The organism is Calderihabitans maritimus (assembly GCF_002207765.1).
Taxonomy (GTDB): domain Bacteria; phylum Bacillota; class KKC1; order Calderihabitantales; family Calderihabitantaceae; genus Calderihabitans; species Calderihabitans maritimus.
In genome coordinates, this window is the sequence record NZ_BDGJ01000145.1 from 10,517 (window position 1) to 25,004 (window position 14,488).

Genomic DNA, 14,488 nt, shown 5'->3' on the forward strand with positions numbered 1-14,488 from the left:
CAAATGTGAACTTCGACCGCCGCATGTGGTAAGGGGAAGATACTACTATTGCCGACCGGAAACCTTGTTCCAGAATTATGCGGCGGCAAAAAACCGCATTTTCGTAGGTGGACCGGGCCTCATCCTCCAGGATCAGGGCCTCCCACGGCACCCCCCGGCTTACGGCCCGATATCCCATTCTCCGGGCCGCCCCGGAAAGAATAATATAAGGAGCATAGCCTTCCCGGTAGAGCGTAACTGCCCAGTCTACCCTTTCTAGTTCCCCTCCCAGGACAACTATAACCTCCGCCGGCTCCAGAGGGTCACTCACCACCAGATAATTCCCCGCGTTTTTTAAAGCCCAAAGGAACAAAACTAATAACCCCGTCCATCGCAGGAATCTGCTCACCAGGGTTATAAACCCCGGGACTTTCTGCTGCCTCCTCATGATACCGTCCCGCCTTTCCCCCATAATATACGCGGGACGGAGAATAAGAGTGCCAATAAAAAAGCAGGGTTTTTCCCCTGCTCAAGTCCCTTTCTTTTTTTAACTGTCTGCCACCACCGGCAGGACCAGCCCAGCCTGGGGCATAACCAAAGCCTGGTAGTCCCGACCGTGTTTCTTTTCGACGTATTTCAGCGCATCTTCCAGGCTGGAAGCATAGGTGAAGAAAAGCCTCTCCGTATCCTCCCGGTTAAGGTCGGATACCAGCACCACCTCTTTCTCCTTCACTACCCGGGCTATGGCAAAAGCCTTGTGCCCGCCCAAAACAAACTGCCGTTCAAACCGTTCAAAAATATCCTCCAGCTTCCGGGCCGACCGGATCCACTCCTCGAAGGTATCTTCCCCGTAACCTTCGGAGCACTGGGCCACCAAAATAATGGTACCGCCAGGCCGCACAGCCGGCGCCGCGTTGTCCAGCGCCTTCTGGGCCTGGTATACGTTGATATCCTTTGGAAACCCGCCGGCACCGGCAATTACCACGTCCGCCGGCCCGGGAATCTCTACCACGCTCATCTCCCGGCATATTTTCACGCCTGCCAGCCAGGCTTCTTCCAATTCTCCGGCCACCGCCGCCACTATTTCCTTGCGGGAGTTGGTAACCACATTCACAATAAAATCTACTCCCGCCTTCCGGGCGGCTTCAACCATAATCCAGTGTACCGGATTATCCTCGTAATTTCCGGTAGTGGCCCGGGGATCGGTCATCCGGGCGTGATTGCGCGTAATCTGGTCTTTGGCCGCAACCCCCGGCAGAATTGACTTCCGCCCGCCGGAGTAACCGGCAAAATAATGCAGGCCGATCAACCCCGTGGTTATGACCATGTCCGCTTCGGCCACTTCCCGGTTGATCCGCAGTTCGCTGCCGTCGGAAAGGGTACCTAGGGAAGTCAGGTTGTCTTCGTCTTCCGCATTGTGGTTGACGAAGCGATAGCGCTCTACTAACTCCGTGCCAAAAATACGCCGGTTTTCTTCGGGAGTGTGCCCCCGGTGAATACCCGTAGCTATAACAAAGACAACCTCTTCTTCCTGTACCCCCGCCCCGTGCAGTTCTTCCAGAAGGGGCGGCAATATGTACTCGTAAGGCGTAGGCCGCGTAACATCATTTACCACGATGGCCACTTTCCGCGGCTTCTTGCGAAATACGATCTCTCCCAGCCGGGGCGAACCGATAGGATTTTCCAGGGCCTCCCGCACCGCAGCCAGAGGATCCTCTACTCCCGGCCCTTCGTTTGGCAGTACAGTATTCAGCACGTTGCGGTCCGGTATCTCGGCCGCCAGTTCTTCTCTTCCATATTTAAGGCGTAATTCCATACCCTACCCCCTCTCCCTTTTCCTTCATTTTACCATTCCGCGGGAACCGTTGGCAATCGACCATGTACTCTTAAGCACAAGTATATAGTATACATCACCACCCTCCCATCCTCCGCTCCCTTTCTTATTGTATAATTAAAGTGGTGTCTTTTGCCTCAACAAAACGACTACTCAGAAATGAGGTGAAATTTTGAAAAATCAGGCACTCGTAAAAGATCTAGTTGCTTTAATCGGTCCCGATAAGGTCATATCCGAAGAGCTGGACCTCCTGTGCTACTCATACGACAGTTCCTTTAAATCCCGAAACCACCGCTTTGTTCCCGATGCCGTAGTAACCCCGCGGAGTACGGAAGAAGTATCGAAAATAATGAAGTATGCTTACGCAAACAACATCCCGGTGACCCCCCGGGGCGCAGCCACCGGTGAAACTTGCGGCGCGGTACCCGTGCGGGGCGGCATTGTCCTGGACCTCTCCACCTGGGATACCATTGAGGAAATCGATACTTCCAACATGCAGGCCATTGTCCGACCGGGAGTAGTTCACGCCAACCTCAACAAAGAACTGGCCAAATACGGCCTCTTCTTCCCGCCGGACCCGGGCAGTTCCCGCATGTGTACCATCGGCGGCATGGTCGCCAACAACAGCAGCGGACTCCGGGCGGTCAAGTACGGCACCACCGAGAATTACGTTCTCGGGCTGGAGGTAGTGCTTCCCTACGGAGATGTGATCGTTACCGGTGGGATGAAGTCCCGGGCCATCAAAAATGTTTCCGGAATGAACCTCACCAAACTTTTCGTCGGCTCAGAAGGAACCCTGGGTGTAATCACCCGGGTGCGCCTGCGGGTATGGCCCAAACCGAAAGCCCGGGGTATCCTCATGGCCGTATTTCCCGATCTGGAAGATGCACCGCAGACGGTGCTAGAGGTTTACCAGGCAGGCATTCTACCGGCCGGTATTGAGATCCTTGACGATTCCGCCATCAAAGCCGTGAACGAGTACAAACCGGAAATCAACTTGCCCGATGCCCAGGCCATACTGCTCTTTGAGCTGGACGGCAACCCGGCCAGCGTAGAGTGGGAAGGAAATGAAGTAGCCCGCATCGCCAAAAAGAGGGCCAGCCAGGTTGAATGGTCTACCGACCCGGAACGCATGGCCCAGCTATGGGAAGGGCGGAGCGTGACCGCCGCCGCCGCCGCGCGGGTTCGCCCCGACGGCAGCCGGGTTTTTGCCGGCGAGGATATAAGCGTTCCTCTGTCCAAGGTCACCGAATGCCTGCGCAGGATTAAAGAACTGGGAGAAAAGTACGGCGTAGGCGTGGTCAACTACGGCCATATCGGAGACGGGAACGTTCACACCGCACCGGTTATTGACCCAGAAAGCCCGGAGGAAATAGAGAGGGTGGAAAAATTCGCCGACGCCATTCACCGCCTGGCAGTAGAGCTGGGAGGAAGCACCACCGGCGAGCACGGCGTGGGACTGGTGAGGGCGCCCTACGCCCGGCTCGAGCACGGGCCGGCGGTAGATATCATGCTGCTGATAAAAAGAGCGCTAGATCCCAAAGGCATTATGAACCCCGGAAAACTGTTGCCGGAGGAGGAAGAGGCCCGTGTTTCGTGAAGTTCCGGCAGTCAAGGACTTAATTAAAAAGTGCGTGCGCTGCGGGCAGTGCCGCTCCGTCTGTCCCATTTTCAGCGAAATCAGGATTGAAGGAGCCGCACCGCGAGCTCACGTCTTCCTGGTCCAGTTGCTGAGGGACGGAGAACTGAAACCTTCCTCTCAGCTGGCCCAGCGTGCCAGCCGCTGTCTCTTATGCCAGGCCTGCAGCAAAAACTGCCCTTCCGGCATACCCGTAGACCAGATGGTGGCGGCAGCCCGGGCTCACCTGGTAGATTACGGCGATTCTTCCCTCAAGCGCTTTTTACTTCGCAACCTGTGGACTGATTCCACCAGCCTGCGCTTCATTGGCTTTTTCCTCTGGGGATACCAGGCTTCCGGCCTCCGCTCTCTGGCCCGGCGCGCCGGATTGACCCGTTTTCTGCCTTCGACCCTGTCGCGGGCGGAAAAATTGTTGAGCCCAGTACCCCACCCGCCGGCGGCAAAACTGCCTGCGGTGAACCCGGCCAGGGGATCCCGCAGGCTCCGGGTAGGATATTTCCTGGGTTGCGCCACAAGTCTCTTTTATCCTTCCGTAGCCCGGGCCACGGTGGAAGTGCTTACCCGGAACGGGTGCGAGGTGGTGATTCCCCGCCGTCTCAACTGCTGCGGAATGCCCCACCTGGCCAACGGAGAGGCAGAAACCGCCCGGCAGGTAATGCAAAACAACGTAGAAGCTTTTCTGGAGGCGGGGGTAGATACAGTAGTAACCGACTGCGCTTCATGCAGTTCCATGCTGGAGGGCCACTATTTTGACCAATTGTTTGCCGGGAACCCCTTCCTGGAAAAGGCCAAAGAGTTCAGCCGTAAGGTTTACGACCTGACCGCCTTCCTGGCAGATAAGCTGGAGCTCAGCCAGGAATTCGGCCAGCTCCCGGCAACCAGTGTGACTTACCATGACCCCTGCCATTCAATTCACGGCCAAGGTATCAAGAAACAACCCCGGAAGCTACTGCAAATGCTACCGGGAGTCAAGTTCGTCGAAAACGATTCCGCCGGGCAATGCTGCGGCGGCGCCGGAACGTTCAGCATGAACCATTACGACCTCTCCATGCGCATCCTGAACCGCAAAATTGAGGCTATTCGCCAGACCGGCGCCTCAGCCGTTGCCACGTCCTGCCCCGCCTGCTCCATGCAGCTCCGCCACGGCATGGAGCAGCACGGACTGAACCTGACCATACTCCACCCGGTAGAACTTCTGGCCCGTTCCTACCGGATAGCCGAAAAAACAACTGCCGCCTCCAAAACAGGCTAACGCAAAGGCCTGAGCAGTTTTGCTCAGGCCTTTGCCACTTTCACTCCCGCCATTCGGCAGCCAAGGATTCAATCTTTATGTTTATCTGAATTACCCTGTTCGCCTGTTCCCGCATAAATATACAGAGACAAAAAATCGATTTCCGGGATGGTAAACTCCACAACTTTCTCCTGGACACCCACAATCTGGGTCCGGTGGTTAAAATGGAACCCCTTTTGGTTCTGGACGTGTACGAGCATGCCTATTTTATCGACTACGGAACGAACCGGGCCGCCTACATCGAAGCTTTTATGCAAAATATCGACTGGGAGCCGGTAAGGGCGCGGTACCGGTACTTTTAAAAGCTTACCTAACTGACGGGATTGAATTCAAGTTCAGAACCGTCCCCGGCTTGAACCCGGCTTGAACCCAGACGGTTGATTCGCTTAGTCTCTGGATGGAAATAAAACTTATTTATAATGCAGGGAATAAATCAAACGGTGTCGAATTTTTTCCAAGAAATTGCTCCGAGGGAGTGGTTTAAATGGCTATACGTACGCGCTCGACCATGGGCAAAATGTTCCTCCAGATGGTAGGCATCGGCATAATTATGGGAATAATCTTTCCCTTTTATGCAAATTATTTTGTCCACTTTATCCCGGAACGCAAGACTTTTTTTATTGCAGGCTGTCTGGTGGCCGGAATAATCGTTGGTCTGGTTAATTATCTGATAGCCTTGCAGACACTGCTCAAACCAATCCAGACCATTACCGCTAAGACGATAAATGTTTCTCGAGGAGACCTTACTGAAAAACTCACCCTTGATGGCAAGGACATCATCGGGGAACTGGCCCGGAATACGAACCAGATGATAGATCGGCTCCGGGATGCCCTCGGGGAGATAGTCAAACTGGTAAACCAGGTAGAAGAATTCAGCAGCCACCTTCAATCCTCTACCCGCGAGAACAGTAGAGCCCTGGAAGAAGTTTCGCAAAAGGTGCAGTCTATCGCTTTTAACTCCGAAGAACAGGCGAAACAGATTAGAAGTCTCTCCGCCGCGGCGGAAAATATCGCCACCGGCATCCAGCAGATTGCCTCCAGCACCGGCGAAGTACGGAAGACCTCCCAGGGCATGCGTACCAGCGTAGACAGCGGCAACCGGGCGGTAGAGGCGGTAAAGAAACAGATATCCGAATTAAGCTCCAGCCTGGAGGCCAACCAAAAGACCATAAACCTCCTGGCCCGGCGCTCCCAACAGATAGACGAAATCGTCAACATGATCCGGAGCATCGCCGAGCAAACCAACCTCCTCGCCCTCAACGCCGCCATCGAGGCCGCCAGAGCCGGTGACCAGGGGCGCGGCTTCGCGGTCGTAGCCGAGCAGGTACGGGAACTGGCGGAAAACTCCAACCGCTCGGCCGAGCAGGTAACCGAGATAATCCGCTCCATGCAGCAGGATATCAGGACGGTTATAGAAAACAACAAACGCTGGCTCGAGCTTGCCCAGGACGGTCTGTCCGTTACCGGCGAGACCGAGGAAGTCTTTCGGCACATCTCCCTTACCACTGCTTCCGCCCTTGATGCTTTCGAACAAATATCCCAGGCCATTGATAATATAACCCATCAGATTGTCCAGAACAAAGAAAACCTCCAGTCCATCCTGGAGGCAGTGGAAAGCAACGTGGCTTTTTCCGCCGACGTAGCTGCCGCCGTTCAGCAACAGTCCACCTGCATGGCCGAGATTGACTCCTTTGCTGCCAACCTGAGAGATGAAGTACAGAAGCTGGACGAATATGTGAAGCAGTTTAAGCTTTGATACATTCTCAATTTGAAAGGCCTGAGCAGTTTTGCTCAGGCCTTTGTCCTTCCCGTTCAACCCGTCTGCGCCTTCAGGGCCTCCACTTCCCACTTTAACTTGACCCACTCAGGGCCCAGTACTTCAACTTTTCTATCCAGCGCTTCAAATCTTAAATCCATCGCTTCAAGTCTTGAATCCAATTTTTCTACTCGTTCCTCAAGTTTTCCCATTCGCTCTTCAACGTTTCCTACCCGCAGATCAAGTCTTTCTACCCGATCCTCAACATCTTCCATCCGTGCCTCAAGTCTTTCTAACCGTTCCTCAACACGTCCCACCCGCGTATCCAGCTTTTCCACCTTTAGACTAAGATTTTCAATAGCCTTACGGTTCTCTTCTGTGGCCTGCCGGTTCTCTTTTACATCGTCATGAACTTCCTTTATTGCCACCATCACTTGTCTTAGCATAAGTTCCAGGTTGTCCAGTCTACGACTGTTTTCTCTCACCATCCTGATAAGCTCTTCCATATCGATCACCTCAAACGGGAATAAAATATAAAATATTTTCCTGCACCAAGAAATCAACAAAAATTTCGCACATATGTTCGAAAGCAATTTCTGCTTAAATTCTGGATGTCACCGCTCATCGTAAATAATTTACCCGAAGAGACTCGCCTTCAGAGCTTCCTCGACGACGAGATACTTAAAACGATATCCTTTTTCCTGCAGTTTGACGGGAAGCACCCGCTGGCCGGTTAACAGCATGTCGGCCATCTCGCCAAACGCCAGGCGCAGGGCAAAGCCGGGAACCCGCAGCCAGGAAGGCCTCTTCAGCACTTTTCCTATCACTTTCGCCAGTTCTTCCATCCTCACGGGCTGGGGCGCAGTTGCGTTAACCGGCCCGCTGACGGAGGAATCCGCTGAGGCCAGCCGAATTATTTCTATCACATCATCCCGGTGGACCCAGGAAACCCACTGTTGGCCGCTCCCGATGGGACCACCGGCAAAAAAATGGAAGGGCAAAACCATCCGGGCCAGCGCACCCCCACCCGGCCCGAATACTATCCCGAGCCGCAAGAGCACCACCCGCAGGCCGAGATCTTCCGCCTTAAGGGCTTCCTCTTCCCAGGCCCGGCAGACTTTGGCCAGAAAATCACTGCCCGGCGGGTCCGCTTCCGTCAATACTTCATCGCCACGCGGCCCGTAGTATCCGACGGCGGAAGCACTCACCAGCACTCGTGGCCGTTCCTGCACCTTTCCCATGGCCTCCACCAGAACCCTGGTGGTCCGGATCCGGCTGTTGAGAATCCGCTGTTTCCGTACTTCGGTCCACCTTCCCTCGCCGATGGATTCCCCAGCCAGGTTGATAACGACCTCAACCCCATCCAGCGCCCCTGCCGGCATGCTGCCGGCTGCTGGGTCCCAGGAGAGAACCTCAAGGTCGTTTCCCAGATGTCGCCTGGCCGCCTTTTCATCCCGGGACAGCACCACCACCCGGTCGCCCCTATCGTGTAGATACCGGCACAATGCCGTACCAATAAAACCGGTCCCGCCGGTAACTAGTACTTTCAATGCCTTCACCTTCTTTCCAGGCATAATACATCTTAAACAAAAGCCGGTTTAACAGTATTCAGCACCTTCTGTACCTTCTCAAACGCATCGGTGCTCTTCTCCCCCAGCGCCTCCCTTGCCGCCTTCACATCAGCCGCAAGGTTTTTGTCCAAATGCCCGGCAATAGCCCGGTAAGAGGAAACCCGCCGCTCCAGCTGGAATTCCAGCCTTTGATGTAAGGGCATTTGCAGGTAGTCGTCAATAATTTTCAACATCTTCTCTTTGTCCCGGGGTAACTGCCCCTCTACTTCCCACAGCAGGTTGCACATTTGATCACTGGTTACATAGGCGGAACAATCAAGGTGCTCCAGAAACAGCGCGATTTCCTCTACCACCTCGTCTTCGATGAGAGGTTCGAACTCCCCTTCCCCGGCCTGTATTCTAGCACTTAAGGGACTCCCCTGGCGTAAAACAAGAGATCTCAAACGAATGAAGTCGGGTTTAATTTCATTTAAAACTTCCGCGGACTCTAGAGCATGTTCTTTCGACCATTTTTTCCCGCCCAAACCGGGCATATAATACTCGCTCAGCGATATTCCGGCGGCTTTGGCTTTTTTGCCGGCCATGATATGTTCTTCGGCCGTGGTTCCTTTTTTCATAAAAGCCAGTACCTCGTCGCACCCGGACTCAAATCCAATATGCAGCCGGGAAAGGCCGGCTTCGTGCAGCCGCTCCAGGTCCTCCAGCGGCTTTTTGGCCACCGTCTTCGACCGGGCGTAAGAAGTTATCCGTTCTACGCCGGGAAAGCTTTCCCTCAAATAATGCAGTATCTCCAGCAGCCTGGATGTCTTCATCTCTACTGCATTCCCATCCTGGAGAAAAACAGTCCTGGCTCCTGCGGCGAGCCAGGCGGCAACGCTGGTCAGGCTTGCCAATCGCCGTTGGATCACATCACTCTCACCGTTAATGTACAGATCGGGATTATCGTTGACAAAAGCGAAAATCAATTCCTGGCTCATATCCCCTTTAAAACCCAAACGCCAGGACATAACTTTTAATTCCTCGGCCAGCTTCTTGACCGTATCAATATCCTCTTTTATTTCATCTACCGGACGCTGGCTGTAGGGCTGGCTTTTGTACGTACGGCAAAACTCACAGCGATTCCAGGCACACCCTCGGGTAACGCGAAGCAGCAGCGAGCAATCTCTTCCTTCATTGGGCGGCCTTATAGGCCCCATCTCATGCCAGCCTTTGCCAATATTTAAAACTTTCCGTTTCATCGAGAAGCCTCCTGCCAATGAATTCTATCATAAACGATTTACCAGGACCTGGTTTAAGAGACTCGCCTTCAGAGCTTCCTCGACGACGGGATACTTAAAACGATATCCTTTTTCCTGCAGTTTGACGGGAAGCACCCGCTGACCGGTTAACAGCATGTCGGCCATTTCGCCAAACGACAGGCGCAGGGCAAAGCCGGGAACCCGCAGCCAAGAAGGCCTCTTCAGCACTTTTCCTAGCACTTTCGCCAGTTCTTCCATCTTTACGGCTGGGGCGCAGTAGCGTTAACCGGCCCGTCTGCTTTACTATAGGAAATTTTTTTATTAACTCATCCATCGTACTTCTACTCCCCAATTTTCGACTTCCTGCTTCCCTTTACCTGCTGCATATTGGAACTTTTCCGGCGCTCCGATATTGAACATGGTTTTACCCCCTATTCGCTTTGTCGGTCTTCCGCTCTCTTGTTCTCCGGCTCCTTAATTGCACCTTTGAACTCCCGGATACTTTGGCCCAGCGCCCTACCCATACCGGGCAGTTTGCCGGCGCCGAAGATTATCATGCCAGCACCAGAATGATAGCCAGTTTTGGTAAACCCAAGCGGCCGAACACTTTTTGTTTCCGTAAATCTTGACCCGGGCCAGTAAGGCTGATATCATCTTGTTAAAGATGTCCATACTATAATATAATTTCTCACAACTTTAATTTATGTAATGAAGGGCATTGGTAAAGGGGAGTAACTTCCTCGTGCGAGGTGGTAATACCGTCATGCCGGCTAATGAAAGTCCGGTATTACCATAGCTTCGGCTAAAGTGAGACCTTTACCTTGGTTAACTTATTAATCAAGGTAAAGGTCTTTTATTTTGGTAAAAATATTTATAGAAAGGAGCAGAGGACAAGGAGATGGATGGGACACTGTTGCTTGAATACGCATGGACTTTAATTGTTATAGTTGGTCTGGAGGGAATTTTGGCGGCTGACAATGCCCTGGTCCTGGCGATAATGGTTAAACACCTGCCCGAAAAAGCAAGAAAAAAAGCACTTTTATACGGTTTAGGAGGCGCATTTCTATTTAGATTCGCCTCATTATTCATTATTTCTTTTTTAGTAGGGGTTTGGCAGGTACAAGCTATAGGAGCTGCTTATTTACTCTTTATAAGCATCAATCATATTGTTAAAGAGTTTTTCATCAATGGTAAAGAACACGAGGCAAGAAGAATAAAAACTAAGAAAGGCGAGGGCTTCTGGACAACTGTCATTAAGGTAGAGCTGGCCGATATCGCCTTTGCTGTAGATTCTATATTAGCAGCTGTGGCCCTTGCGCTTACTCTTCCCGATACCAATCTGCCCCCGATAGGAAGTTTAGATGGCGCAAAATTTCTGGTGATTATTTTCGGGGGATTGATAGGAGTTGTTATCATGCGATTTGCTGCTAATTGGCTGGTAAATATTCTTAACCGCAAACCAGGACTGGAAACTGCCGCCTTTATCTTAGTAGGTTGGGTAGGAATAAAACTGGCAATTCATGCCCTTGCCCACCACCAAGTGGCAATAATACCGGAAGAGTTTCCCGAATCACCTGAATGGAAAATTATATTCTGGAGCGTTATGATTGCCGTAGCTGCTGGAGGCTGGTTCCTATCGAAAGATAAAGGAGAAGAGGATAAAGAAGTGGCGGAATCTCCTTAAAGAATAGCATAGCTAAACCAAGCCCCAAGCGGCTAAAATAAAAAAACAGGGACGAAGAAAGTATTCAAATTGCGAACCGTCCCTGATTGAAATGCAAAAATAGGAAGCCTTATACGGCCCGAATTTCCTGCCGCATAAAAATTGCATAGGAAAAAGCGAAACAGACAAAGGTCAGGGCAACTAGCCCGACAATATGCGGCCAAATGAGGGATACGCTAATTTCCAGCGGAAGGCTGGAAGGTATCGCTCCCTCCAGCTGAGTAATATAAACCGGACCTAGGGTTCTGGCCTGCGGCGTAAGGACGACAGTGGTAGCCTCATAATAAAGCGTGGTGGGAGAAAGGCGCTGCAGGTACTGTTCAAGGGTCTGATGGCGCATGATTTCAGCTGCTGTTGCCTCCTGCGGAAGGGGAAGCAAAGCATCCGCCACTACACCGGCAATAATGCTTACAAATATTGTAAAAAACAACCAAGCCGCCATACCGGCTAGGGCAGAGGTTGTTGTCTGCCGAAACAAAATTGAAAATAGGATCGAAAGCCCCATCCAAAAAGAAACATAAATAATACTCAAAATAATAAATACCAACATTCTCGCCATTTCTTCCCCCGTGGGAAAAACTCCTAGAAGGAGAATACCCATCCCCGCCACCAGCAGCACCAGGGCCACCAGCATAATAGAAATAACTGCAACTCCGGCCAAAAATTTGCCGTTGATTACCGAATCCCTGTGAATTGGCTGGGCGAGAAGCCTGATTAAGGTTCCCCGGTTATATTCTCCGTTTATGGAATCAAACCCGAGTGCCAAACCTGCCAGGGGAGCAAGAAAACCTAAAAACGCAAGAAAAGAAGGAAGGGATGATTCGCCCGAAGTGAAAAGAAGCAGAAAAACAAATTCGTTTTTTGCAGCTGCAGCCGTCTCTCGGATGGTCATTCCTGCCACATAGATGGAAGCTAGGCTAGTTATCAAAATGAGGGTGAAAAAGATGATAAATCTTTTCCCGGTAAGATGGTCTGAAAGTTCCTTCTTAAACACCGCTCCCAGGCCAACCGGTGGAGAAATTTTTACCATCGCTCCACCACCTCCTGGCTTTGGAAATATCTCCGGTATATATCGTCAAGGCTGTACCCCTGCAGATGCAGGTGAAGAAGATGGTAACCCTTTTTAAAGATTTCTTCCGTGATCCTCTGCCGCAAATCCCTCTCGCAATGTATCAAATAAAGACCCCTTTCCTTCTCAACGGAAGTTACCCCCTCAATATTTTTCAAAATCCCTTCCAGCTGGTCATTACCATTTCCCACCTGTAGCTCAATAACGAACTTATCTCCTGTCAGCTGACGGTAGAGGTCTTCCAGAGGCCCCTGGGCAATCATTTTCCCCTTCACAAAAATCCCCACCCGGTCACAAACCTTCTGTACCTGGTACAGAAGATGGGAAGAAAGCATTATAGTTTTTCCCCGCTCTCGGGCAAGGAAACTAATCATATTAAGCATTTCCCGCGCCCCCTCGGGGTCTATACCCAGGGTAGGTTCGTCCATGATAATAATTTCCGGGTCCTTTAAAAGCACTTCTGCCAAACCTAGCCGCTGCCTCATACCGCGGGAATAGGTATAAGTTTTCTTGTGTGCTGCATGGGATAGACCAACTTGCTCCAAAACCTCGGCTGCTTTTCTCTCCGCAGTCTTTCCCCTGAGGCCGTTTAATTCCGCTATATAAAGCAGGTTTTCCCTCCCGGTGAGGTCTTCATAAAACCCCACCCGGTCGGGAAGAAAACCCACCTTTCTCTTTATTTCCAGGGGATTCCTTACGGGATCATAGCCAGCTACCATGGCGCTCCCGGAAGTAGGTTCAGTAAGGCCCAACAGCATTAGGATAGTAGTGGTTTTCCCCGCTCCGTTAGGCCCTAACAATCCAAATACTTCTCCCTTATACACGGTTAAACTCAGATTGTCAACTGCGCAAAAGTCACCGTACTTTTTGGTGAGATTTTCGGTTTTAATTATAGCTTCGGCCATAGCCTTCGCCTACCTCCGTCCATATTTTTGAAACAGCCAGTAAACGCCGGCTACAACCCCGGCAATAATAAGAACGCCAATAATCCCCCACATGGTTGAGGTCTTAACCGTAACCCGCAGTTCAAAGTCGTCATAGGCACCGTCTGCGGAGGCACTTATAGTAAAAGCATAGTCTCCGGCAATGGCCCGGGAGGCAGGAATAACAGTTGCGGTTATCGTAGCTGCTTCCCCTGCAGCTAAGGACTTGATTCTTTCAGGTTCAAATTTAACCCTCCAGTTTTGGGGTTCTGAAGCATCAAAAGTAATATCATTAATTTCCTTTGTCCCCAAGTTTTCCACCCGGAGTTTGAGTATGTTTTCCCTGCCGGCAACCGCCGTCATATTTAGACGCCCGGTCTCAGTGGTCAGGTTCAATTCGTAATCTCCCGTTATAATGACCTTCAAGTCAGCTTCCGCACTGGAACGGCTGCCCAGGGCTTTGACTTTAATCGGATATTCCCCTTCTTTTACAAAGCGCGGGGGCTTAACGTTCACCTCCAGTCCCTTGGTGGCACCTTTATCAAGAGTAATTGATGCGATCCGTTCATCCTCGTAGGCCGGGGTAAAATATACTTCCCAACCCGGAGGCGCTACAGCCGAAAGGCTGTACATCTGCTCATAGGAACTTTCATTTACAAGGTCCACACTAAATTGAAAACGCGCATCACTCGGCCCCCTCAGTACTGGATAATCGGTAACAATCGATGTGCCCGCCGCCCCTTCAGGGTCAACCTTAATCTCAATGGTCAAATTAGAAGCTATACTTCTTGAACTTGCCCGCAAAACAAATTTGTATATGCCCTTCTCTACATCATCAGGAACATCTACTTCAAAGTCCAGTTCGGTCTTTTGGCCCGGCATTACCAGGGCCTTAAAAACCTCCCGGTTGAAGCGTTTCAAATTGGTCTCCCAGCCCTTCGGTCCCTCAACTATCTCCAGGTTAACAGTGCGTGCCGCCGAAGTATGGTTTGTAATCTCCAGCGGAATTTCTACCTTTTCACCTGGTTTCACCACTATTCCGGGATAATCGGTGGAAAGAAATATTCCCTGGGCAAAAGCAGGAGAGGCAAGAATAAACACAAAGGAAATAATGAAGCAGACGGCCAGAAGAGTAAAGCTATAATTCCGCATTGCCAATATCCTCCCTCCCTGTCTCTTTCAATGTAATTAATGCAGAACATAAAGGTAGAGCCAAAGCAAAAACCTTGTATGACATTGGTGTCCGACCAAATGCCCACGAAGGTTTTGGCTATGGCTCTTGCTAAAGATAATACCACATCCGCATGGGTTTGTTAATAGACAAATATGAAAAGGAGGTCATGTTCTGCGTACCAAGGTCTACAACGAACTTCTATGGCCCCTGCGAAGGGAGTATGAAGAGACCAGGAAAGCGAACACAAATTCTTTCGGGATAGGAAGTCGCCTTTTGCCCTACTTTCCGGCT

General features: G+C 51.4%; 14 protein-coding genes and 1 pseudogene. 5 read left to right on the top strand and 10 right to left on the bottom strand.

From position 1 onward, the window contains the following. Together KKC1_RS11680 and larAH6 are read right to left on the bottom strand one after the other, a co-directional pair. The coding region (locus tag KKC1_RS11680) for a YdcF family protein (RefSeq protein ID WP_192868220.1) at positions 1-427 on the bottom strand (427 nt) is incomplete at its 3' end. A 99-nt stretch (positions 428-526) separates the two neighbouring features. Beyond that, on the bottom strand, positions 527-1,795 hold the full coding sequence (larAH6, locus tag KKC1_RS11685; protein WP_088554627.1) for a nickel-dependent malate racemase, LarAH6 family: 1,269 nt from the start codon (positions 1,793-1,795) through the stop codon (positions 527-529). A 187-nt stretch (positions 1,796-1,982) separates the two neighbouring features. Between larAH6 and KKC1_RS11690 the strand changes: the two genes are divergently transcribed. The 4 genes and pseudogenes from KKC1_RS11690 to KKC1_RS11705 all read left to right on the top strand — a co-directional run bounded on the left by KKC1_RS11690 (position 1,983) and on the right by KKC1_RS11705 (position 6,499). Continuing rightward, entirely contained in the window at positions 1,983-3,413 is a 1,431-nt protein-coding gene (locus tag KKC1_RS11690; protein ID WP_088554628.1) for an FAD-binding oxidoreductase, read from the top strand. Then, entirely contained in the window at positions 3,403-4,704 is a 1,302-nt protein-coding gene (locus tag KKC1_RS11695) for a (Fe-S)-binding protein (RefSeq protein WP_088554629.1), read from the top strand. The genes KKC1_RS11690 and KKC1_RS11695 overlap by 11 nt, the downstream gene beginning before the upstream one ends. 146 nt (positions 4,705-4,850) lie before the next feature. Continuing rightward, a pseudogene (locus KKC1_RS16850) lies at positions 4,851-5,045 on the top strand (Fe-Mn family superoxide dismutase); the annotation flags it as partial. A gap of 182 nt (positions 5,046-5,227) precedes the next feature. Next, positions 5,228-6,499: a methyl-accepting chemotaxis protein gene (locus tag KKC1_RS11705; RefSeq protein WP_088554631.1), complete on the top strand. Its 1,272-nt coding sequence runs from the start codon at positions 5,228-5,230 to the stop codon at positions 6,497-6,499. A gap of 56 nt (positions 6,500-6,555) precedes the next feature. Here the strand turns inward: KKC1_RS11705 and KKC1_RS11710 are convergent, their stop codons facing one another. The 5 genes from KKC1_RS11710 to KKC1_RS11730 all read right to left on the bottom strand — a co-directional run bounded on the left by KKC1_RS11710 (position 6,556) and on the right by KKC1_RS11730 (position 9,865). Beyond that, positions 6,556-7,005, bottom strand: a complete 450-nt coding sequence (locus KKC1_RS11710; protein WP_088554632.1) for a hypothetical protein — start codon at positions 7,003-7,005, stop codon at positions 6,556-6,558. Positions 7,006-7,134: 129 nt separating this feature from the next. Next, positions 7,135-8,058 (bottom strand): TIGR01777 family oxidoreductase, encoded by a 924-nt coding sequence (locus tag KKC1_RS11715; protein WP_428844935.1) that lies wholly within the window; start codon positions 8,056-8,058, stop codon positions 7,135-7,137. Positions 8,059-8,081: 23 nt separating this feature from the next. Further along, a complete protein-coding gene (locus KKC1_RS11720; RefSeq protein ID WP_088554634.1) occupies positions 8,082-9,308 on the bottom strand; it encodes a radical SAM protein in 1,227 nt (408 codons plus the stop codon). A gap of 27 nt (positions 9,309-9,335) precedes the next feature. Then, positions 9,336-9,548 (bottom strand): DUF1731 domain-containing protein, encoded by a 213-nt coding sequence (locus tag KKC1_RS11725; protein WP_202820062.1) that lies wholly within the window; start codon positions 9,546-9,548, stop codon positions 9,336-9,338. 191 nt (positions 9,549-9,739) lie between these two features. After that, positions 9,740-9,865, bottom strand: coding sequence for a twin-arginine translocase TatA/TatE family subunit (locus KKC1_RS11730; protein WP_088554636.1), 126 nt, complete (start codon positions 9,863-9,865; stop codon positions 9,740-9,742). A 341-nt stretch (positions 9,866-10,206) separates the two neighbouring features. On the opposite strand from KKC1_RS11730, the gene KKC1_RS11735 reads away from it, so the two are divergent. Next, positions 10,207-10,992: a TerC family protein gene (locus KKC1_RS11735; protein WP_088554637.1), complete on the top strand. Its 786-nt coding sequence runs from the start codon at positions 10,207-10,209 to the stop codon at positions 10,990-10,992. A 109-nt stretch (positions 10,993-11,101) separates the two neighbouring features. Here KKC1_RS11735 and KKC1_RS11740 read toward each other — a convergent pair whose 3' ends face one another. From KKC1_RS11740 to KKC1_RS11750, 3 genes are read right to left on the bottom strand one after another with little or no spacing between them, the layout of a single operon-like run. Next, a complete protein-coding gene (locus KKC1_RS11740; RefSeq protein WP_088554638.1) occupies positions 11,102-12,061 on the bottom strand; it encodes an ABC transporter permease in 960 nt (319 codons plus the stop codon). Continuing rightward, a complete protein-coding gene (locus KKC1_RS11745; protein WP_088554639.1) occupies positions 12,055-13,005 on the bottom strand; it encodes an ABC transporter ATP-binding protein in 951 nt (316 codons plus the stop codon). Before KKC1_RS11745 ends, KKC1_RS11740 begins: the two co-directional genes overlap by 7 nt. 9 nt (positions 13,006-13,014) lie before the next feature. Continuing rightward, on the bottom strand, positions 13,015-14,175 hold the full coding sequence (locus KKC1_RS11750) for an NEW3 domain-containing protein (RefSeq protein ID WP_088554640.1): 1,161 nt from the start codon (positions 14,173-14,175) through the stop codon (positions 13,015-13,017). Positions 14,176-14,488 lie beyond the last annotated feature (313 nt).